The organism is Streptomyces sp. NPDC056452 (genome assembly GCF_042796085.1).
Classification (GTDB): domain Bacteria; phylum Actinomycetota; class Actinomycetes; order Streptomycetales; family Streptomycetaceae; genus Streptomyces.
This window is the reverse complement of record NZ_JBHTRI010000025.1, coordinates 55,673-73,591: the sequence shown is the minus strand read 5'-3', so window position 1 is coordinate 73,591 and position 17,919 is coordinate 55,673. Positions and strand designations below refer to the sequence as shown.

The window sequence follows — 17,919 nt, the reverse complement described above, 5'->3', positions numbered from 1 at the left end:
TTACCGGTTCCGGTCCTCGGGGGCGGTGTGCTGGACGACGCTGTCGGGGCCCGGGGACATGATCGACTCATGCCCGTCCTTGAAGCGCAGGCGGTACGGGGGGCTGCCCCCGGTGCCGAGCACTTCGATGATGTCTGCGACCCGGTCGTGCTGTCCCACGGTCCTGCCGTGCATCAGCAGCCGGTCGCCCGCATGTGCCTCCATCGGGAGTGACCTCCTCAGGGGTGGCGGTCCATGTCGACAAGTCTATGACCGGACGCGGGAGCCGCCTCTCGTGCGGTCGGTCCCACGGGCCCCGGAGCGCCCTGCGCCCCTGCCCGCGCGCTGGGTGACGGCGATGCACACCAGCACGGCCACCGCCGCCACCGGCGCGGCCGCGGGCACCTCCTCGCCGAGCGCGAAGAACGACCAGACCAGGGTGAGCAGCGGCTGCGCCAGCTGGAGCTGGCTCGCCCGCGCCACCCCGATCTCCGCCATGCCCCGGTACCAGACGTACAGGCCGAGGAAGGTCGACCCCGCCGCGACCCAGACCAGTCCGACCAATCCGTGCGCGGTGATCCGCACCGGCTCGAAGGGCAGCGCCACGGCAGCGCCCGCCACGGCGAGCGGCAGGCAGAGGAGCAGGGCCCAGCCGACGACCTGCCAGCCCGGCATGACACCGGCGAGCCTGCCGCCCTCCGTGTACCCGGCCGCGCAGACCAGCAGCGCGCCGAACAGGTACAGATCGCCGCGGGAGAGGACCCCGCCGCTCTGCTGGACCGTGAAGGCGATCACCACGGCGGCGCCGGCGAGCGCGGCGATCCAGAAGGCGCGGGGCGGCCGGGAGCCGGTGCGCAACGACGCGAAGAGCGCGGTCGTCAGCGGCAGCAGCCCCACCACCACGGCCGCGTGCGAGGTCGTGGAGGTCTGCAGGGCGAGCGTCGTCAGCAGGGGGAACCCGACCACGACACCGCCCGCGACGACCGCGAGGCCGCCCCAGTGGCGGCGGTCCGGCACCGGCACCCGGCCCGCGAGCAGGAAACCGCCGGCGATCAGAGCGGCGACCAGGCTGCGCAGCGCGACCAGGGACCAGGGCCCGAAGGTCTCCAGCCCCCACACGGTGGACGGAAAGGTCAGCGAGAAGGCGAGGACGCCGAGTCCGGCGAGCAGGACGCCGCCACGGCCCGCATGCCGACCGACCGCTATCGTGGTGGGCGCAATAGCGCTATCCTGTGCTGTCATGCATGAGCGTAGCAGTGTGGCCGAGCTGGTGAGTTCCCTGCGCGAGGAGCTCAACCGCTACTCACCGGGTGGAAAGCTCCCGTCGAGCCGAGCTCTCGTCGAGCGCTACCGGGTGAGCCCCGTGACCGTCTCCCGGGCCGTCGCGCAGCTGGCCGCCGAAGGCCTGGTCGTCACCCGGCCCGGCTCCGGCGCCTTCCGGGCCGAGACCCGCACCGGCGCCCCCGCACCGGGCGACACGTCCTGGCAGGAGGTCTCGCTCAGCGGCGACAGCGGACCCGAGGTCGTACCGCGCACCGTCGACGCCTCCGGAGTACTGGTCACGCTCGCCGCGCCGCGGCCCGGAGTCATCGAGTTCAACGGCGGCTACCTCCACCCCTCGCTCCAGCCCGAACGGGCCATGTCCGACGCGCTGGCCCGGGCCGGCCGTCGCCCCGGAGCGTGGGGGAGACCGCCCACCGACGGCCTGGGCGAGCTCCGCGCCTGGTTCGCCCGCGAGATCGGCGGCACGCTCACCGGCGCCGACGTCCTGATCACCGCGGGGGGCCAGAGCGCGCTGGCCACCGCACTGCGTGCCCTCGCCCCGCCCGGTGCCCCCGTTCTCGTCGAATCGCCCACCTACCCCGGCATGCTCGCCGCCGCCCGCGCCACCGGGCTGCGGCCGGTGCCCGTGCCGGTGGACACCGACGGCGTACGCCCGGACCTTCTCGCCGCCGCGTTCCGCGCCACCGGGGCCCGGCTCTTCGTCTGCCAGCCGCTCTTCCAGAACCCGACCGGCGCGGTCCTCGGGCCGGACCGGCGTGCGCAGATCGTGCGGACCGCCCGGGAGGCCGGCGCCTTCGTCGTCGAGGACGACTTCGCCCGCCGCCTCGCCCACGCGGACGCCGGCCCGCTGCCCGAACCCCTGGTCGCGCACGACCAGGACGGTGTCGTCGTCCACGTCCGCTCCCTCACCAAGGTCACCTCGCCGAGCCTGCGCGTCGGCGCGCTGGCGGCCCGCGGCCCCGTCCTGGAGCGACTGCGGGCCATCCAGGTCGTCGACAGCTTCTTCGTGCCCAGGCCGCTCCAGGAGGCCGCACTCGAACTCGTCGGCTCACCGGCCTGGGGACGCCATCTGCGTGCGGTCGCCGCCGAGCTCGGCAGCCGCCGCACCGCGATCACCGCCGCGGTCCGGAGCCGTCTGCCCGAACTCGCTCTGCCCCACGTGCCGTCGGGTGGCGGCAGTCTCTGGCTCAGGCTCCCCGGGCCGGGGGCCGACGAGCCTGCCCTGGTCTCCGCCGCCCTGCGGGCCGGCGTCGCCGTCGCCCCCGGCCGCCCGTACCACTGCGCCGAGCCCCCGGCCGGTCACATCCGGCTGAGCTTCGCCGCGGTCGCCGGCCCTGCGGAGATCGCCGAGGGCGTACGGCGTCTGCGCACCGCCTGCGACGAGCTCTTCGACCGCCCGGGCCCGGCGGATAGCCTGCGCGCATGACCGATACAGACGCCTCCGCCCCCGGTGCGACCGGTGCCTCCTCTGCCGGTGCCTCCTCTGCCGACGCCTCCTCCGCAGGGGCCTTCGAGCAGCGCTACGAGATCTCCAGCGACCCCTCCCGGCTGGACCCTGCCCGCATTCACCACTGGCTCTCCACGGACGCCTACTGGGCGCTGGGCCGCAGCCGCGAGCAGCAGGACCGTGCGATAGCCGGATCCCTCAGCTTCGGCGCGTACGACGTCACCTCGGGTGAACAGGCCGCCTACGCCCGCGTGGTGACCGACCACGCCTCGTTCGCCTGGATCTGCGACGTGTACGTCGACCGGGCGGCCCGCGGCCACGGAATCGGCACCCGGCTCGTCACCGAGATCCGGGACCGACTGGCCCCGACGGGCGTGCGCAGGTTCCTCCTCGCCACGGACGACGCCCACGGGGTCTACGCGAAGGTCGGCTTCGCCCCGCTCGAAGTACCGGGAAAGTGGATGTGCCTCCAGGTGGGCTGACCGGAAGCGCTTGGGGTCCGCCGCGCCGCCCTCTTGACCGGCGCGGCGTTCGGCTCCACGATCGCGCCCATGAGTGTTCGTGTCTCCCTGGTCGCAGCTGCGCGCAGCTCCGCCCTGCTCGCCGAGCGTTTCGACGACGACCGGCCGCTCGACCACACGGGCTGGCACGAGGTGCAGCTCGCCGCGCACGCCCTGGTGCCGCTCGGCGCGGCCGAGCTGCGCTACTGCTCACCCACACCGCGCAGCCGCGCCACCGGTGACGCCCTCGGCTTCGCGCCCATGGCCCAGCCCGCGCTCCGCGACTGCGACATGGGCCGTTGGCGCGGTCTGACCCTCGCGGACGTGGCAGCCCGGGAGCCGGCCTCCGTCGACGCCTGGCTCGCCGACCCGCGATCCGCCCCGCACGGCGGCGAACCGCTGCTCGCCTTCATCTCCCGGATAGGCGGCTGGCTCGACACCCGTCCGGCGTGCGACGGCTCCATCGTCGCCGTAGCCGAACCCGCCGTCGTCCGGGCCGCCCTCGTCTACGCGCTCAAGGCCCCGCCGTCGACGTACTGGAACGTCGACGTCCGCCCGCTCTCCACCGTCACGCTCACCGGGCTGCCCGGCCGCTGGAGCCTGAGCCTCGAAGCGCTTCCGCGCTGATCTCCCCCCGATCGAAGGAACCCGGAGTACGACTTCTTCCCGCCAGTCCGACCAGTCGGTACGGTGAGGGCTCCCGAGACGAGGAGTGATCCGTGCCGGACTTCCATGGCCACTGCGACGACCGGTTCGCGGCGGTGCGCGACGCGTTCGCGGCGAACTTCGACGAGCGCGACGAACTGGGTGCGGCCGTCACCGTCCTCGTCGACGGTTCCCCCGTGGTGGACCTCTGGGGCGGCTGGGCCGACAAGGACCGGACCCGTCCGTGGGAGCGGGACACCGTGGTCAACGTGTGGTCCACGACGAAGGGCCCGACCGCGCTCTGCGCCCACATCCTCGTCGACCGAGGCCTCCTCGACCTGGACGCTCCCGTGGCCACGTACTGGCCCGAATTCGCTGCCGCCGGCAAGGAGTCCGTGCCCGTACGCCATCTGCTCTCCCACCGGTCGGGCGTCGCGGGCCTGCGGGATCCGCACACCCTGGCGGAGCTGTACGACTGGGAGCTGACCACGGCCCGCCTCGCCGCGACCGAACCGTGGTGGGAGCCGGGCACCCGCTCCGGGTATCACGCCATCTCGTACGGCTTCCTCATCGGCGAGGTCGTCCGCCGGATCACCGGCCTGCTGCCCGGGGAGTTCCTCCGGCAGGAGATCACCGGCCCGCTGGACATCGACTTCACCATCGGTCTCCCGGAGAAGGACGCCCACCGGGTCGCCGAGCTCGTCCAGCCGAAGAGCGTCTCGCGTGAACAGGCCGCGCTCTTCTCCCGGATGGAGCCGGTCGCCATCGCCTCCCTGCTCAACCCCGGTACGGGCACGGCCGCCGCCAACACCCCCGAGTGGCGGGCCGCCGAGATCCCCGCCGCGAACGGCCACGGAACAGCCCGCGCGGTCGCCGCGCTCTACGGCATCCTCGCCGGACGGGGCAGCATCGACGGCCGTCGGATCCTCTCCGAGAAGGCAGCGGAACGGGTCCGCGAGGGGCAGGGCAGCTGCCGGGACCTGGTGCTCGGCGCGGGCTTCGCCCACGACACCGAGCTGGGCCTCGGCCTCTGGCTGAGCGGCGAGAACGCCTCCTACGGCCCCAACCCCCGCGCCGTCGGGCACGACGGGGCGGGCGGTTCCTGCGGCTTCGCCGACCCGGAGGCAGGCATCGCACTCGGCTACGTCATGAACCGCATGGGCGCGAACATCGCCGACGACCCACGCAAGATGGCGCTGATCGACGCGGTGTACGCGTCCCTCTGACCGGGCGAACGGCGTGCCCCGTTCCCGTGCCGCGGCGGCGTCCGGTCAGTAGCCGGCCGGGCGCACCAGCCCCGACTCGTACGCGAACACCGCGGCCTGCGTCCGGTCGCGCAGGCCCAGCTTGACCAGGATCCGGCTCACATGGGTCTTCACCGTCTGCTCCGCCACGACCAGCCGCCCGGCGATCTCCGCGTTGGACAGTCCCTGCGCGACGAGGAACAGGACCTCGGTCTCGCGTTCCGTGAGATCACCGACACGGTCCCTGCTCGGGGCGCGCGGCGCGGTGCTCGCCCGGGAGAACTCGGCGATCAGACGCTTGGTGATGTTCGGGGCGAGTAGCGCGTCGCCGGCCGCCACCACCCGTACCGCCTGCGCGAGTTCGGCAGCCGACGCGTCCTTCAGCAGGAAACCGGAGGCGCCCGCGCGCAGCGCCTCGTACACGTACTCGTCTAGGTCGAAGGTGGTCAGGACGAGGACCTTGACGGTGGCGCCCGGCGCTTCGGTGATGCGGCGGGTCGCGTCGATCCCGCCGAGACGGGGCATCCGTATGTCCATCAGGACGACATCGGGAGCCAGTTCGGCGACCTTCTCCACCGCGTCGACGCCGTCCACGGCCTGGCCGACGACCTCGATGCCGGGCTCGGCGTTCAGCAGCACCGTGAAGCCCTGGCGGACCATCATCTGGTCGTCGGCGATCAGTACGCGGATGGTCATGCGGGTTCCTCCAGGGGAAGTGTCGCCACTACTTCGTAACCCCCGCCGGGGGTGGGGCCGTGGGTGAGTTCGCCGCCCAGCATGGCGGTGCGTTCGTTCATTCCGAGCAGCCCGTGCCCGACACCGGCGGACCGTGCGGGCGGGACGTCCGGGGCGGAGTTGGTGACCCGGACCGTGACGGCCGCCGTGTGGTAGCCGACCTCCACCCGGGCGCGTGCCCCCGGGGCGTGCCGCATCACGTTGCTGAGCGCCTCCTGCACGATGCGGAACGCCGACAGCTCGACGCCGGGCGGCAACGGCCGCCGGGTGCCCGCCGTCTCCGCGGTGACGGTGATGCCGGCGCCCCGTACCTTCCCGATCAGTTCGTGCAGCATGTCGAGGGTGGGCTGCGGCGCGTGCCGTACGCCGTCCGCCAGTGCGTCCTCCGAGCGCAGTACGCCGAGCACGCGGCGCAGTTCGGCGAGCGCCTCCACGGCGTTCTCCCGGATGCCCGCGAGGTTCTCCTTGAGCTCGTCCGACGGGTTCTCCACCAGGTGCGGGGCGACCTGGGCCTGGATGGAGATCACGGACATGTGGTGGGCGACCACGTCGTGCAGTTCGCGCGCGATCCGGTTGCGCTCCTCCAGGAGCGTGCGGCGGGCCCGCTCCTCCTCCGTCAGCTCCGACTGCTCCACCAACTGGGTGCGCGCCACCCGCAGGGCGCGCAGCGCGGAACCGATCACGACGGCCACGACGACGACGAGGGCGGCGCGGTCGAGGGCGTAGTTGTGGGCCCGGGTGGCGAAAGTGCTGACCGCAAGCCCCGTCAGGAGACTGACCACCAGTGCGGTGACCGCCCGGCGTGGCCGGACCCGGAGCGCCAGCAGGAACAACGCACCGCTCTGCAGGGCGATTTCGGGCATGGTCCACGGGAACAGCTCGTCGGGCCCCAGCACCGGCTCGGCGAGCCGCACGCTCACGACCATGAGCCCGAGCGACGCCCACCAGGCGTACAGCGGCCGGGCCATACCGGAGATCAGCGCCGCCGACTGGAGCACGGCGAGAAGAACCGCGTACACGGGGATGCCGGAGCCGTGCGGTATCAGGTCGTACACATGGAACAGCGTGATCGCCGACGCGACGGTCGCCAGCAGCATTCCGAACACCGGCCGCCATATCGGTGCGCCCGGCCGGCCCGGTGGCGGTACCGGATCGACGGGCGAGGTCCACAGATCCTCGCGCAGCGTGCGCGGCAGCCCCCGCAGAGCGGCCGCCAGCCGTCGCCCGCCCGCCCCGACCCCCGCCCACCCCGTCATGTTCTCCACCTTAAGCACGTCGTGACTCCTGGATCAGGGCGGGGGAACTCCTGCGTACGACCGTCGATCCGCTGCTCCGCCCCTGTTCGTACGCACCGAAGGCGTGCCGGAGCACCAGCAGCACCAGGGCGAAGACCGGCAGCCAGGCCAGCCGTGCGAGGACCCAGAGGGGGCCGTCGGGCACGGTGTGCAGACCGGGCAACGGGCCGCCGGCGAACAGGACGGTCGAAGTGACCACGATCATCGCGGTCTGGTGCCACAGGAAGACGGTCATCGCGGACAGGTTCACCAGCGCCACGGCCGCCCAGACGGCGGGCCGCGCCAGGACCCGGCGCAGCGGTCCGAGCAGCAGCAGCGCCGCCCCGCACTGGGCGAGACCGAACGTGACGACCGCGAGCGTCGGCGGGTCGAGGTTGGACAGCTCGCCGCCGGGCACCCCGACCATGGACGCCGGATAGCCGGCGAACAGGACGAGCCCCGCGGTTGCCGCCGCGCCCCCGAGCAGAAGCGCCCAACCGGTCCGGCGGCTGCGCAGCCCGCCCCGCGCCCAGGCGGCGCCCAGGCAGTACGGGACCAGCCAGCCCGCCGCCACGTTGACCCTGCCCAGGGCGTCCGGGCCGTCGAGGCCCAGGCGGATCAGGTCGACGTGGAGGACCACGGCGAGCGGCCACAGCGGATGCAGCCGCGCCACGAGCGGGGTCGCCGCCGTCAGCGCCGCGAAGACCAGCAGGAACCACAGCGGCGACCACACCAGCTTGACCAGCGCGCGCACGGTGTCCTGGTCCACCCCGGAGGCCAGCATCACGCACGCCGCCACGGCCCACACCACCAGGACGACGGCGACCGGCCGGAACAGCCGCCCCATCCGGGCCCGCAGCCACCGCCCGTAGGACTCGCCCCTCGCCCGGGCGGAGGCATAGCCCTTGGCTCCCACGTGCCCGCCCACCAGGAAGAAGACCGCGAGCGTCTGGAACACCCAGGAGACCGGGGTGAACTGCGGCATGTACTGGAGCGGACTCGCACCGTGCACCGTGCCGCTGTCGGCGACCAGAGCCGTCACCAGCCAGTGGCCGCACACCACGCCCAGGATGGCGAGGCCGCGCAGGGCGTCGAGCGCACGGTCGCGGTCCGGAGGCGTCGCGGACTCGATACGCCGCACGAGCTCACGCATGACGGCCCGCCGTCCCCGCGACGATCCGGCCGATGCTGCGCAGCGAGACCGATCCGGGCTTCAGGTAGTCGCTGTGTCCGCCGTCGCCCGCGTCGAAGACCTCGGCGCCGAACTCCGGCGAGACCGGGTCGGTACCGAACCCGACCGTGACGAACGGCAGTCGCACCCGTATGTGGGGTACGTCCGCGATCCAGTCGTCACCGCCCCGGCCGGCCCGGACGGTGGCCCGGGTGTGCAGCGAGGCGGCGCTCTCGGCGCCGGTGCCGGGACTGCCGTACAGCACGATCTCCGCGACATCGAGCCGGGACGCCGCACGGGCGCAGACGACGGAACCGTAGGAGTGGCAGAGCACCGAGACCCGGGCGGCAGGCTGCGCCGCAGTCAGCTCCCGTACGAAGGACGTCAGTTGAGGTGCCGCTTCGACGGCCCGGCCCGAGGTCAGTGCCCCGGGGCTCACCGTGACCGGAGTCCGGTACCCGAGCCAGGCGACGACGGCCGACCCGCTGCCCAGCTCCCCGAGAAGCGCCTCGGCATCGCGCCGTAAACGCCAGTAGTGGTCGAGGTCGACGCCCGCGCCCGGTACCAGTACGGCGATCCGTCCGGCCCGGGACAGATCCCCGAAGACCTCGGCGGTGCGGCCGCCGTCGCGCCCGTCGAACGTGAGGAAGTGCCGGGCTGACCCGGCCATGTCCCGCAGCGAAGCGGCGCGCTGCCGGTCCCCGTTCCTGGCGGCCATGCGCTCGGCCGCCCTGATGCCGTCACGGTTCGCCGTGTACCGCGCCGCCAGCGCGTCCGGGGCCGCGGTGTCCAGCGGGCCGAGGGCCGCCGGTGCGGGTGCCGGAACAGCGGCGGGGCGGGCCGCCCCCGAAACCGGCAGTGCCACGGACGCGGTGACGAGCGCGGAGAGCAACGCGCGACGCAAACGGCTGCTGCGTGGGCGGGACGCCATGGGTGGTCCTTCCGTACCGGATGTGCCTGATGAATCCGGTACCGAAGCTATGGACCGCCCCGTGTGGTCGGCGTCCCGCTGAGGAGCCCACCTGTCACGTAGCTCTGGAGTACTACGAGTAGGGGGTGCCCCTCCCGATGTCCGCTACGGGCGACGCCGGGGCTTGCCGCGCTTGCCGCCGCCGGACGCGCCCCGGGGGTTCTTGCCCGTCGCCTTGCCGGCTGCGGGCTTGCGCGGTGCGCCGCCCTTCTTCTCCGGGCGCTTGGCCTTCGGCTGCGGGGGTGTCGGGGGGCGGCCCCGGGTGCTGTTCACGGTCCGCCCGCGGACGATCCCGATGAACTCCTCCACCAGGTCGGTGGTCTTCTCCTCCGGCCAGGCCAGGGCGATGCGCGACTCGGGAACGTCCGAGAGCGGCCGGTAGGTGAGGTCCTTGCGGTGGTGCAGACGGGCCAGCGACTGCGGGACGACGAGCAGCCCCACCCCTGCCGCCACCAGCTCGACGGCGTCCTCCGTCGTCGCGGGGCGCTCCAGCGCCGGCCGGCCCGGCGGACGCTCCCACTCCAGGGTGTCGTCGAGGGGGTGCAGCACGATCTCGTCCGCGAGATCCGCGGCCGACACCTCGTCGACGGCCGCCACGAGATGGTCCTTGGGGACCACGACCACGGTCGTCTCGGTATAGAGGGGGATCGCGCTGAGATCCGTACGGTCGACCGGGAGGCGTACGAAACCGGCGTCGGCGTCGCCGCCGCGCAGCACACCGGCCGCCTCGGCCGCGGGTACGCCCACAAGGGTCAGCGGGACGCCGGGCAGCCGCTCGTTCCAGATCCGCACCCATTTGGTCGGGGTCACGCCCGGGACGTAGGCGAGCCGGAACGAAGAGGGGGTTTCCGAGCCTGTCACTCCGCCAGGTTACCGGCCGTGGTCGGAGGCGGCGCACATGCTCGATACCCTGGACACCATGACGTCGCACCAGACCACCCAGACAATGAAGCCCGCCACCGCGGCGAAGAAGCTGGGTGTGTACCTCGAAGCCACCCCCGCCGAGTTCCAGGAGGGCGTCGTCTCGCGCAGCGAGCTGAACGCACTCCAGGCCGATCCGCCCGAGTGGCTGCAGGAGCTGCGGCGCAACGGTCCGCACCCCCGGCCCGTGGTCGCGTCGAAGCTGGGCATCTCCATCGCCGGCCTCGCGCGGGGCGGAGTCACCGAGCCGCTCACGACCGAGCAGATCGACGCGCTCAAGAACGAGAGCCCCGAGTGGCTGCAGAAGGAGCGCGCCACCCAGGCCGAGGTCCGCAAGGAAGCGGTCCGTATCAAGGAGAAGAACGCGGCGCGGCCCGAGCAGTCCGGCGACGCGCGTTCCTGACGCGTGCGGGGCCTGACGGGCGCCGTACTTTCCAGATCTTCCGGACCTTCCGGACCTGGAGCGGTCGTGAGGACTCCGGACCCTGAGGGCCCGTCCTACTCCCCGCTCTGCGCCCCGGTGTAGGCCGCGATCGTCGCCGTCGTCGTGGCCGCCACGACCTGCGGGTCCGCGCCCGACGCGGCGTACGCGGCGCCCCACTCGTGGCCGGAGCGCGCCATGACCGCCTTCGCCTCGGGCGTGGACTGCCAGGCGGCGGCCTCCTCCGGGGTGATGTCGCCGCCTGCGAGGTGCGTGGCGAGGCCCAGAAGCGTCAGGTCCCAGCCGATCCCGACCGCTCCCGGCCCGAACTGTGCCCGGAACTCCTCGGGCACCACGGCCACGTGCTCCAGCTCGAACACCGTCCGGCCGTCGCCCTCCGGCGTCAGCCGTACCTCGACCTCGCTGAACCCCGGCTCCGGCCCGAACAGCCAGGACACCCGCAGGCGCTCCGGCGGGACGCACTCGAGGATCTCGCCGCCGGCGTTCCCCTCCAGCTGATAGCGGCCGCCGAGCACGAACTCCCCGCTCACCGGCAGGAACCAGCGCGCGATCCGTTCGGGCGAGGTCACCGCGTCCCACACGTCCGAGGCCGCCGCCTCATAGGTGCGCCGCAGCAGTACCGTGCCGGCCTCCTGCGCCCCGGCCTGCCGCGTGCCGACCTCGCGGTGCACCCGGTTGATCTCGTCGACGATGCCGCTCATGTCCGCTCACTTCCTCTGCCGGTCCGCGCTCGCGCCTTCTCCCGCAGATGCTGAGACACTGCCGACCGGGACCGGAGATCTGCTCGCCGGATGCGAGTGGATCCAGTATCCGGCGCGGGACAGGGTTCCCGCGAACGTCGAAGGCGTGCACGACGGACACCGTGCCGCTCGCGCACGTGCAAAGCGACGCTCAAGTCTTTGCATAAAAGTGCAGGCCTGCGTATAGTCATGCCATCGACTAGGAGGCATTTCGATGGTGGTACGTGCGGCAGTGGCAGGGGCGAGCGGATATGCCGGCGGGGAACTGCTCCGCCTGCTCCTCACCCATCCACAGGTCGAGATCGGCGCCCTCACCGGCCACTCCAACGCCGGACAGAAGCTCGGCGCCCTGCAGCCGCACCTGAGGCCGCTGGCCGACCGGGTGCTCCAGCCGACCACGGCCGAGGTGCTCGCCGGGCACGAGGTCGTCTTCCTGGCCCTGCCGCACGGCCAGTCGGCCGCCGTCGCCGAGCAGCTCGGCGACGAGGTGCTCGTCGTCGACATGGGTGCCGACTTCCGGCTGAAGTCCGCCGCCGACTGGGAGAAATTCTACGACTCCCCGCACGCGGGCACCTGGCCGTACGGCCTGCCCGAGCTGCCCGGAGCCCGCAGCGCGCTGGAGGGGTCCAAGCGCATCGCGGTGCCCGGCTGCTACCCGACCGCGGTCTCCCTCGCCCTCTTCCCGGCGTACACGGCCCAGCTCGCCGAACCGGAGGCCGTCGTCGTCGCCGCCTCCGGCACCTCGGGGGCCGGGAAGGCCGCCAAGCCGCACCTCCTGGGCTCCGAGGTCATGGGCAACATGTCCCCGTACGGCGTCGGCGGCATCCACCGGCACACGCCCGAGATGATCCAGAACCTCAGCGCCGCAGCCGGTGAGCCGGTCACCGTGTCCTTCACGCCGACCCTCGCGCCCATGCCCCGCGGCATCCTCGCCACGTGCAGCGCGAAGGCGAAGCCGGGCGTGAGCGCGGAGTCACTCCGCGCCGCGTACGAGAAGGCCTTCGCGGACGAGCCGTTCGTCGACCTGCTGCCCGAGGGCCAGTGGCCCGCCACCGCGGCCGTGTACGGATCCAACGCCGTCCAGATCCAGGTCGCGTACGACGAGGCAGCCGGCCGGATCATCGTGATCAGCGCCATCGACAACCTCGCCAAGGGCACCGCGGCGGGAGCCCTGCAGAGCATGAACATCGCGCTCGGGCTGCCCGAGGACACAGGTCTGTCCACCATCGGAGTCGCACCGTGAGCGGCGCACGCGCAGCCGCCGGGCTGCGGGAGACGACGAAGACCGCGCCGCCGCGCAGCGCGGGCGGAGAAGCGAACGAGGAGATGCAGTGAGCGTCACGGCAGCCAAGGGATTCACGGCGGCGGGCATCGCCGCCGGAATCAAGGAGAGCGGCGGACCGGACCTGGCCCTCGTGGTCAACAACGGGCCCCGCCGCGCCGCCGCGGGCGTCTTCACCTCCAACCGCGTCAGGGCCGCACCCGTCCTCTGGTCGGAGCAGGTGCTCAAGGGCGGCGAAGTGACCGCCGTCGTCCTCAACTCCGGTGGTGCCAACGCCTGTACGGGCCCCCAGGGCTTCCAGGACACCCACGCGACCGCCGAGAAGGCCGCCGAGGTCCTCACCGGTCACAGCGCGGGCGAGATCGCGGTCGCGTCGACCGGACTGATCGGCCTGCTGCTCCCCATGGACAAGCTGCTGCCCGGCATCGAGAAGGCCGCAGCGGCCCTGAGCGAGCACGGTGGCGAGAAGGCCGCCATCGCCATCAAGACGACCGACACCGTGCACAAGACCGCGGTCGCGGACGGCGCGGGCTGGACCGTCGGCGGTATGGCCAAGGGCGCCGGCATGCTCGCCCCCGGCCTCGCCACGATGCTGGTCGTCCTGACCACCGACGCCGACGTCGACGCCGCGGGCCTCGACTCCGCGCTGCGCGACGCGACCCGGACCACCTTCGACCGGGTCGACTCCGACGGCTGCATGTCGACCAACGACACCGTGCTGCTGCTCGCCTCGGGCGCGAGCGGAATCGCTCCCGGGCAGGCCGAGTTCGCGGCCGCAGTCCAGACCGTCTGCGCCGACCTCGCGCGCCAGCTGATCGGTGACGCGGAGGGCGCTTCCAAGGACATCCGGATCGAGGTCGTCAACGCCGCGACCGAGGACGACGCCGTCGAGGTGGGCCGCAGCATCGCCCGTAACAACCTCCTCAAGTGCGCCATCCACGGGGAGGACCCCAACTGGGGCCGTGTCCTGTCCGCCATCGGCACCACGAAGGCGGCCTTCGACCCCGACCAGCTGAACGTCGCCATCAACGACGTGTGGGTCTGCAAGGGCGGCTCTGTCGGCGAGGACCGCGACCTCGTCGACATGCGCTACCGGGAAGTCAAGATCACCGCCGACCTGGCGGCCGGCACCGAGACGGCCGTCATCTGGGCCAACGACCTCACCGCCGAGTACGTCCACGAGAACAGCGCGTACAGCTCATGAGTGCCGCGAGGAAGCACACGGCGCTGCCGAAGGCGCAGATCCTCATCGAGGCGCTGCCCTGGCTGACCCGGCACAACGGAAAGACCGTCGTCATCAAGTTCGGCGGCAACGCCATGATCGACGAGGAGCTGAAGGCCGCGTTCGCCCAGGACGTCGTCTTCCTGCGGCACGCCGGTCTCAAGCCCGTCGTCGTGCACGGCGGCGGTCCGCAGATCAGCGCCCAGCTCGACAAGCAGGGCCTGGTCAGCGAGTTCAAGGCCGGCCTCCGCGTCACCACGCCCGAGGCCATGGACGTCGTACGCATGGTGCTGGCGGGCCAGGTCCAGCGTGAGCTCGTCGGGCTGCTCAACCAGCACGGCCCGCTCGCCGTCGGCATGACCGGCGAGGACGCCCACACCATCACCGCCACCCAGCACCGCCCGATGATCGACGGCGAGGCCGTCGACATCGGCAGGGTCGGCGAGATCACCGCCATAGACACCGGAGCCATCCAGGCACTGCTGGACGACGGCCGGATCCCGGTCATCTCCTCCATCGCGCGCTCCGCCGAGGACAACCACGTCTACAACGTCAACGCCGACACCGCCGCCGCGGCTCTCGCGGCCGCGCTCAACGCCGAGACGCTGATGGTCCTCACCGACGTCGAGGGCCTCTACGAGGACTGGCCCAACAGCGACGACGTGATCAGCCGGCTCACCGCCACCGAGCTGGAGAAGCTGCTGCCCGATCTCTCCAGCGGCATGGTGCCCAAGATGCAGGGCTGCCTGCACGCCGTACGCAACGGCGTCGAGACCGCCCGCGTCATCGACGGCCGGGTCCAGCACTCGATCCTGCTGGAGATCTTCACCGACGAGGGAATCGGCACGATGGTCGTGCCCGACGCACAGGCCGGCACAGAAGCCGACGCACAGACCGACGTACACACCGAGACGCAGCCGCACGCGCAGGGGGAGTCATGACCAACGAGCAGTTCTCGCAGCGCTGGCAGGGGGCGCTGATGGACAACTACGGAACCCCGCAGCTGTCCCTGGTCCGCGGCGCGGGCGCCCGTGTGTGGGACGCCGACGGCACCGAGTACCTCGACTTCGTCGGCGGCATCGCGGTGAACGCCCTCGGCCACGCGCACCCGGCCGTCGTCGAAGCCGTCTCCGCCCAGGTCGCCTCGCTCGGCCACGTCTCCAACCTCTTCATCGCAGAACCGCCCATCGCGCTCGCGGAGCGCCTGCTGCAGCTCTTCGGCCGGACGGGCAAGGTCTACTTCTCCAATTCCGGGGCCGAGGCCAACGAGGCCGCCTTCAAGATCGGCCGGCTCACCGGGCGCAGCCACATGGTCGCGACCGACGGCGGCTTCCACGGCCGGACCATGGGCGCGCTCGCCCTGACCGGCCAGCCCAAGAAGCGCGAGCCCTTCGTGCCGCTGCCCGGCGACGTCACCCACGTGCCGTACGGCGACGTGGAGGCGCTCCGGGCCGCGGTGACGACCGACACCGCCCTGCTGATCATCGAACCCATCCAGGGCGAGAACGGTGTCGTCGTACCGCCCAAGGGCTACCTGGAAGCAGCCAGGGAGATCACCCGGGCCACCGGCACCCTGCTCGTCCTGGACGAGGTGCAGACCGGGATCGGGCGCTGCGGGCACTGGTTCGAGCACCAGGCCCACCAGGGCGTCGAGCCCGACCTCGTCACGCTCGCCAAGGGCCTCGGCGGGGGACTGCCGATCGGCGCGACCGTCGCGTTCGGCGCGGCGGCCGACCTGCTGAAGCCCGGCCAGCACGGCACGACGTTCGGCGGCAACCCGGTCGCCTGCGCCGCCGGTCTCGCCGTCCTCGACACCCTCGCCGCCGACGGCGCCCTGGACGAGGTGAAGCGACTCGGTGAGAAGATCAGGGACGGTGTCGAGGGGCTCGGCCACCCGTTGGTCTCCCACGTCCGCGGTTCCGGCCTGCTGCTGGGCATCGTGCTCACCGGGCCCCTCGCAGCGCAGGTGCAGAAGGCGGCCCAGGACGCCGGACTCCTGGTGAACGCTCCGGCCCCCGATGTCGTACGGCTCATGCCGCCACTGATCATCGGCGACACCGAGGTGGACGCGTTCCTGCGGATTCTGCCCGGAGCTCTTGACGCGGCCCACGGGGACGGACGATCCGGAGAATGAGGCGACGACGATGACCGAGGCGCAGGAATCCGAGCACGGCGGGCCGTCGGTGCCACAGACCCGCACCGCCCGCCACCGGCGGATCGTGGACATCCTGAACCGGCAGCCGGTGCGCTCACAGAGCCAGCTGGCCAGGCTGCTGGCCGACGACGGGCTGAGCGTCACCCAGGCGACGCTCTCCCGGGACCTGGACGAGCTCGGCGCGGTGAAGATCCGCAACACCGGCGGCGAGCTGATCTACGCGGTGCCCAGCGAGGGCGGCTTCCGTACCCCGCAGGCACCGCTCGGCGGGTCCGCGAAGGAGGAGCGGATGCGCAGGCTCTCCTCCGAGCTGCTCATCTCGGCGGAGGCCTCGGCCAACCTCGTGGTGCTGCGTACGCCGCCGGGCGCCGCCCAGTTCCTCGCCTCGGCCATCGACCAGGCCGAGCTCCAGGCGATCCTCGGCACGATCGCGGGTGACGACACGCTGATGCTGATCAGCCGTGACCCGAACGGCGGCCAGGCACTGGCCGACCACCTGCTGAGGCTCGCCCAGAACGAGCGCTGAGCGGCCGCCCGTCAGTAGCGCGTGATCGCGGTCGGGCCGGACTCGGTCCCGACCGCGATGTGCGGACGCCGGGCCGGGTCGGCCCAGGCCAGGATCCGGTCCATGTCGGCGGCCGGTACGGAGACACAACCGGCTGTCGCGCCCCTGCCGTTGACGTGGAGGAAGATCCCGGCACCCCGGCCCCGTACGGGCCGGTGGTAGTTGAAGCCGATGACGAGCGCACGCGCGTACTGGGTCCCGTACGTCACCAGATGCTCGGCCTCCTCCGCCCGGCAGTCCGCGGGCAGCGGTTCCACCCAGCGGTTGTACGCCCGCGACGCGTTGTCCTGGCACCACCACGAGCGCTCGCCCACCCGGCGGTAGGGGAAGCGGGTCCCGTCCGGGGCGGCGGCGACGCCGAAGGCGTACGGCAGGTCGTACAGACCGGTGGGCGTGGTGTTCGTGCCCTGCGTACGCGCGGCACCCTCGGCCAGTCCGTTCGCACCGAAGCGGGCAGGCGCGGAACCCGCACGGACCCATGTCCCCGACCGCCGGTCCCACCACGTCACCGTGCCCGTCGTGGAGTCCGTGCCGGGGGCCTCGGCGGTGATCAACTGGCTGCCGCCGCCCGTGTCGGCCAGCCGTTCCGGAAGGGGCGGTGGTTCCGCCGGCCGCGCCGCGAGGGACGCCAGCGCCAGCAGAACCGACACGGTCACCAGGGGTCTGCGCATGTTCCGGACCGTACGGCCCGCGGCGGCACGGCCCCACCGCGCCTGCTCCGTACGGCCCAGTGCCTCACCCCGCGGGCGGCGCCGGCAGGGCGGGCAGCGGCAGGGGAAGCCCCGGCAGCCCGTCGATGCTGGTCGCGATGTGCTCCTTCTTCCCGAAGTACGCGCTCAGGCTGGCGTCGTCCTCGCGCCGGAAGCGGTCGGCGTGCAGGGAGCGGTCCTCGTCGTACGCCATGAAGGGCACCCCGTATCCGCAGCTGTCCCGGATCAGTTCGGCCGTCACCACGATGATCGCGCGCAGCCCGTGCGAAGCCGGGTCGACCGAGGGGAAGTGGCCGAGCAGGGCCGGGAACCGTGGATCGTCACGAAAGACCGGTTCGCCCCGGCCGTGCACCCGGACGATGTTCGGCGGCCCCTGGAAGGCACACCACATCAGCGTGATGCGTCCGTTCTCGCGCAGGTGGGCGACGGTCTCGGCGGTGCTCCCCGCGAAGTCGAGGTAGGCCACGGTCCGTTCGTCGACGACGGCGAACGAACCGCTGACGCCCTTGGGGGAGAGGTTCACCGTCCCGTCGGCGTCCAGAGGGGAGGTGGCGGTGAAGAAGATGTGCTGCTCCTCGATGAAGGTCCGCAGCCGTCCGTCGATACGTTCGTACGTTTTTCCCATGGAGTGAA

20 protein-coding genes are annotated in these 17,919 nt (G+C 72.4%); 10 read left to right on the top strand and 10 right to left on the bottom strand.

All coding sequences use genetic code 11. The annotated features are described in order from the left end of the window. Both ACFQ6X_RS23960 and ACFQ6X_RS23955 read right to left on the bottom strand, forming a co-directional pair. Positions 1 to 204, bottom strand: coding sequence for a DUF1918 domain-containing protein (locus ACFQ6X_RS23960; protein ID WP_383184400.1), 204 nt, complete (start codon positions 202 to 204; stop codon positions 1 to 3). Between the two features lie 42 nt (positions 205 to 246). Continuing rightward, on the bottom strand, positions 247 to 1,221 hold the full coding sequence (locus ACFQ6X_RS23955) for a DMT family transporter (RefSeq protein ID WP_383184399.1): 975 nt from the start codon (positions 1,219 to 1,221) through the stop codon (positions 247 to 249). Here ACFQ6X_RS23955 and ACFQ6X_RS23950 point away from each other — a divergent pair. The 4 genes from ACFQ6X_RS23950 to ACFQ6X_RS23935 all read left to right on the top strand — a co-directional run bounded on the left by ACFQ6X_RS23950 (position 1,220) and on the right by ACFQ6X_RS23935 (position 5,081). Then, on the top strand, positions 1,220 to 2,689 hold the full coding sequence (locus tag ACFQ6X_RS23950) for a PLP-dependent aminotransferase family protein (protein WP_383184398.1): 1,470 nt from the start codon (positions 1,220 to 1,222) through the stop codon (positions 2,687 to 2,689). The genes ACFQ6X_RS23955 and ACFQ6X_RS23950 overlap by 2 nt on opposite strands. Next, a complete protein-coding gene (locus ACFQ6X_RS23945) occupies positions 2,686 to 3,192 on the top strand; it encodes a GNAT family N-acetyltransferase (protein ID WP_383184397.1) in 507 nt (168 codons plus the stop codon). Before ACFQ6X_RS23950 ends, ACFQ6X_RS23945 begins: the two co-directional genes overlap by 4 nt. 69 nt (positions 3,193 to 3,261) lie before the next feature. Next, on the top strand, positions 3,262 to 3,837 hold the full coding sequence (locus ACFQ6X_RS23940) for a histidine phosphatase family protein (RefSeq protein WP_383184396.1): 576 nt from the start codon (positions 3,262 to 3,264) through the stop codon (positions 3,835 to 3,837). A 92-nt stretch (positions 3,838 to 3,929) separates the two neighbouring features. Beyond that, positions 3,930 to 5,081 (top strand): serine hydrolase domain-containing protein, encoded by a 1,152-nt coding sequence (locus ACFQ6X_RS23935; protein ID WP_383184395.1) that lies wholly within the window; start codon positions 3,930 to 3,932, stop codon positions 5,079 to 5,081. A 45-nt stretch (positions 5,082 to 5,126) separates the two neighbouring features. Here ACFQ6X_RS23935 and ACFQ6X_RS23930 read toward each other — a convergent pair whose 3' ends face one another. The 5 genes from ACFQ6X_RS23930 to ACFQ6X_RS23910 form a co-directional block, all read right to left on the bottom strand. Continuing rightward, positions 5,127 to 5,795 (bottom strand): response regulator, encoded by a 669-nt coding sequence (locus ACFQ6X_RS23930; protein WP_383184394.1) that lies wholly within the window; start codon positions 5,793 to 5,795, stop codon positions 5,127 to 5,129. Beyond that, complete coding sequence (locus tag ACFQ6X_RS23925; protein ID WP_383184393.1) at positions 5,792 to 7,090, bottom strand: sensor histidine kinase; 1,299 nt, start codon at positions 7,088 to 7,090, stop codon at positions 5,792 to 5,794. Before ACFQ6X_RS23925 ends, ACFQ6X_RS23930 begins: the two co-directional genes overlap by 4 nt. A 10-nt stretch (positions 7,091 to 7,100) precedes the next feature. Next, entirely contained in the window at positions 7,101 to 8,261 is a 1,161-nt protein-coding gene (locus tag ACFQ6X_RS23920; RefSeq protein ID WP_383184392.1) for an acyltransferase, read from the bottom strand. Further along, complete coding sequence (locus tag ACFQ6X_RS23915) at positions 8,254 to 9,210, bottom strand: alpha/beta hydrolase (RefSeq protein ID WP_383184391.1); 957 nt, start codon at positions 9,208 to 9,210, stop codon at positions 8,254 to 8,256. Before ACFQ6X_RS23915 ends, ACFQ6X_RS23920 begins: the two co-directional genes overlap by 8 nt. 144 nt (positions 9,211 to 9,354) lie before the next feature. Beyond that, positions 9,355 to 10,110: a LysR family transcriptional regulator substrate-binding protein gene (locus ACFQ6X_RS23910; protein ID WP_383184390.1), complete on the bottom strand. Its 756-nt coding sequence runs from the start codon at positions 10,108 to 10,110 to the stop codon at positions 9,355 to 9,357. A gap of 58 nt (positions 10,111 to 10,168) precedes the next feature. Between ACFQ6X_RS23910 and ACFQ6X_RS23905 the strand changes: the two genes are divergently transcribed. Then, positions 10,169 to 10,573 (top strand): DUF5997 family protein, encoded by a 405-nt coding sequence (locus ACFQ6X_RS23905; protein WP_383184389.1) that lies wholly within the window; start codon positions 10,169 to 10,171, stop codon positions 10,571 to 10,573. A 95-nt stretch (positions 10,574 to 10,668) separates the two neighbouring features. Here ACFQ6X_RS23905 and ACFQ6X_RS23900 read toward each other — a convergent pair whose 3' ends face one another. Further along, complete coding sequence (locus ACFQ6X_RS23900) at positions 10,669 to 11,313, bottom strand: SRPBCC family protein (protein WP_383184388.1); 645 nt, start codon at positions 11,311 to 11,313, stop codon at positions 10,669 to 10,671. 253 nt (positions 11,314 to 11,566) lie between these two features. Between ACFQ6X_RS23900 and argC the strand changes: the two genes are divergently transcribed. The 5 genes from argC (at position 11,567) to ACFQ6X_RS23875 (ending at position 16,537) form a co-directional block, all read left to right on the top strand. Continuing rightward, positions 11,567 to 12,595, top strand: coding sequence for an N-acetyl-gamma-glutamyl-phosphate reductase (gene argC / locus ACFQ6X_RS23895; RefSeq protein WP_383184387.1), 1,029 nt, complete (start codon positions 11,567 to 11,569; stop codon positions 12,593 to 12,595). An 88-nt stretch (positions 12,596 to 12,683) separates the two neighbouring features. Then, positions 12,684 to 13,838 (top strand): bifunctional glutamate N-acetyltransferase/amino-acid acetyltransferase ArgJ, encoded by a 1,155-nt coding sequence (gene argJ, locus ACFQ6X_RS23890; RefSeq protein WP_383184386.1) that lies wholly within the window; start codon positions 12,684 to 12,686, stop codon positions 13,836 to 13,838. Beyond that, a complete protein-coding gene (gene argB, locus ACFQ6X_RS23885; protein WP_383184385.1) occupies positions 13,835 to 14,797 on the top strand; it encodes an acetylglutamate kinase in 963 nt (320 codons plus the stop codon). Before argJ ends, argB begins: the two co-directional genes overlap by 4 nt. Next, on the top strand, positions 14,794 to 15,990 hold the full coding sequence (locus tag ACFQ6X_RS23880) for an acetylornithine transaminase (RefSeq protein ID WP_383184384.1): 1,197 nt from the start codon (positions 14,794 to 14,796) through the stop codon (positions 15,988 to 15,990). The genes argB and ACFQ6X_RS23880 overlap by 4 nt, the downstream gene beginning before the upstream one ends. A 10-nt stretch (positions 15,991 to 16,000) precedes the next feature. Further along, positions 16,001 to 16,537: an arginine repressor gene (locus ACFQ6X_RS23875; protein WP_329212851.1), complete on the top strand. Its 537-nt coding sequence runs from the start codon at positions 16,001 to 16,003 to the stop codon at positions 16,535 to 16,537. Positions 16,538 to 16,548: 11 nt separating this feature from the next. Here the strand turns inward: ACFQ6X_RS23875 and ACFQ6X_RS23870 are convergent, their stop codons facing one another. Continuing rightward, on the bottom strand, positions 16,549 to 17,247 hold the full coding sequence (locus ACFQ6X_RS23870) for a L,D-transpeptidase (RefSeq protein WP_383184383.1): 699 nt from the start codon (positions 17,245 to 17,247) through the stop codon (positions 16,549 to 16,551). A 64-nt stretch (positions 17,248 to 17,311) separates the two neighbouring features. Further along, entirely contained in the window at positions 17,312 to 17,911 is a 600-nt protein-coding gene (locus tag ACFQ6X_RS23865) for a pyridoxamine 5'-phosphate oxidase family protein (protein ID WP_383184382.1), read from the bottom strand. Positions 17,912 to 17,919 lie beyond the last annotated feature (8 nt).

Coding starts and splice junctions, on each gene's coding strand:
- ACFQ6X_RS23905 (WP_383184389.1), top strand. CDS start 10,169: ATGACGTCGCACCAGACCACCCAGACAATGAAGCCCGCCACCGCGGCG.
- ACFQ6X_RS23930 (WP_383184394.1), bottom strand. CDS start 5,795: ATGACCATCCGCGTACTGATCGCCGACGACCAGATGATGGTCCGCCAG.
- ACFQ6X_RS23955 (WP_383184399.1), bottom strand. CDS start 1,221: ATGACAGCACAGGATAGCGCTATTGCGCCCACCACGATAGCGGTCGGT.
- ACFQ6X_RS23950 (WP_383184398.1), top strand. CDS start 1,220: ATGCATGAGCGTAGCAGTGTGGCCGAGCTGGTGAGTTCCCTGCGCGAG.
- ACFQ6X_RS23870 (WP_383184383.1), bottom strand. CDS start 17,247: ATGCGCAGACCCCTGGTGACCGTGTCGGTTCTGCTGGCGCTGGCGTCC.
- ACFQ6X_RS23960 (WP_383184400.1), bottom strand. CDS start 204: ATGGAGGCACATGCGGGCGACCGGCTGCTGATGCACGGCAGGACCGTG.
- ACFQ6X_RS23920 (WP_383184392.1), bottom strand. CDS start 8,261: ATGCGTGAGCTCGTGCGGCGTATCGAGTCCGCGACGCCTCCGGACCGC.
- argC (WP_383184387.1), top strand. CDS start 11,567: ATGGTGGTACGTGCGGCAGTGGCAGGGGCGAGCGGATATGCCGGCGGG.
- ACFQ6X_RS23945 (WP_383184397.1), top strand. CDS start 2,686: ATGACCGATACAGACGCCTCCGCCCCCGGTGCGACCGGTGCCTCCTCT.
- ACFQ6X_RS23875 (WP_329212851.1), top strand. CDS start 16,001: ATGACCGAGGCGCAGGAATCCGAGCACGGCGGGCCGTCGGTGCCACAG.
- ACFQ6X_RS23880 (WP_383184384.1), top strand. CDS start 14,794: ATGACCAACGAGCAGTTCTCGCAGCGCTGGCAGGGGGCGCTGATGGAC.
- ACFQ6X_RS23900 (WP_383184388.1), bottom strand. CDS start 11,313: ATGAGCGGCATCGTCGACGAGATCAACCGGGTGCACCGCGAGGTCGGC.
- ACFQ6X_RS23940 (WP_383184396.1), top strand. CDS start 3,262: ATGAGTGTTCGTGTCTCCCTGGTCGCAGCTGCGCGCAGCTCCGCCCTG.
- ACFQ6X_RS23915 (WP_383184391.1), bottom strand. CDS start 9,210: ATGGCGTCCCGCCCACGCAGCAGCCGTTTGCGTCGCGCGTTGCTCTCC.
- argB (WP_383184385.1), top strand. CDS start 13,835: ATGAGTGCCGCGAGGAAGCACACGGCGCTGCCGAAGGCGCAGATCCTC.
- ACFQ6X_RS23925 (WP_383184393.1), bottom strand. CDS start 7,090: ATGACGGGGTGGGCGGGGGTCGGGGCGGGCGGGCGACGGCTGGCGGCC.
- ACFQ6X_RS23865 (WP_383184382.1), bottom strand. CDS start 17,911: ATGGGAAAAACGTACGAACGTATCGACGGACGGCTGCGGACCTTCATC.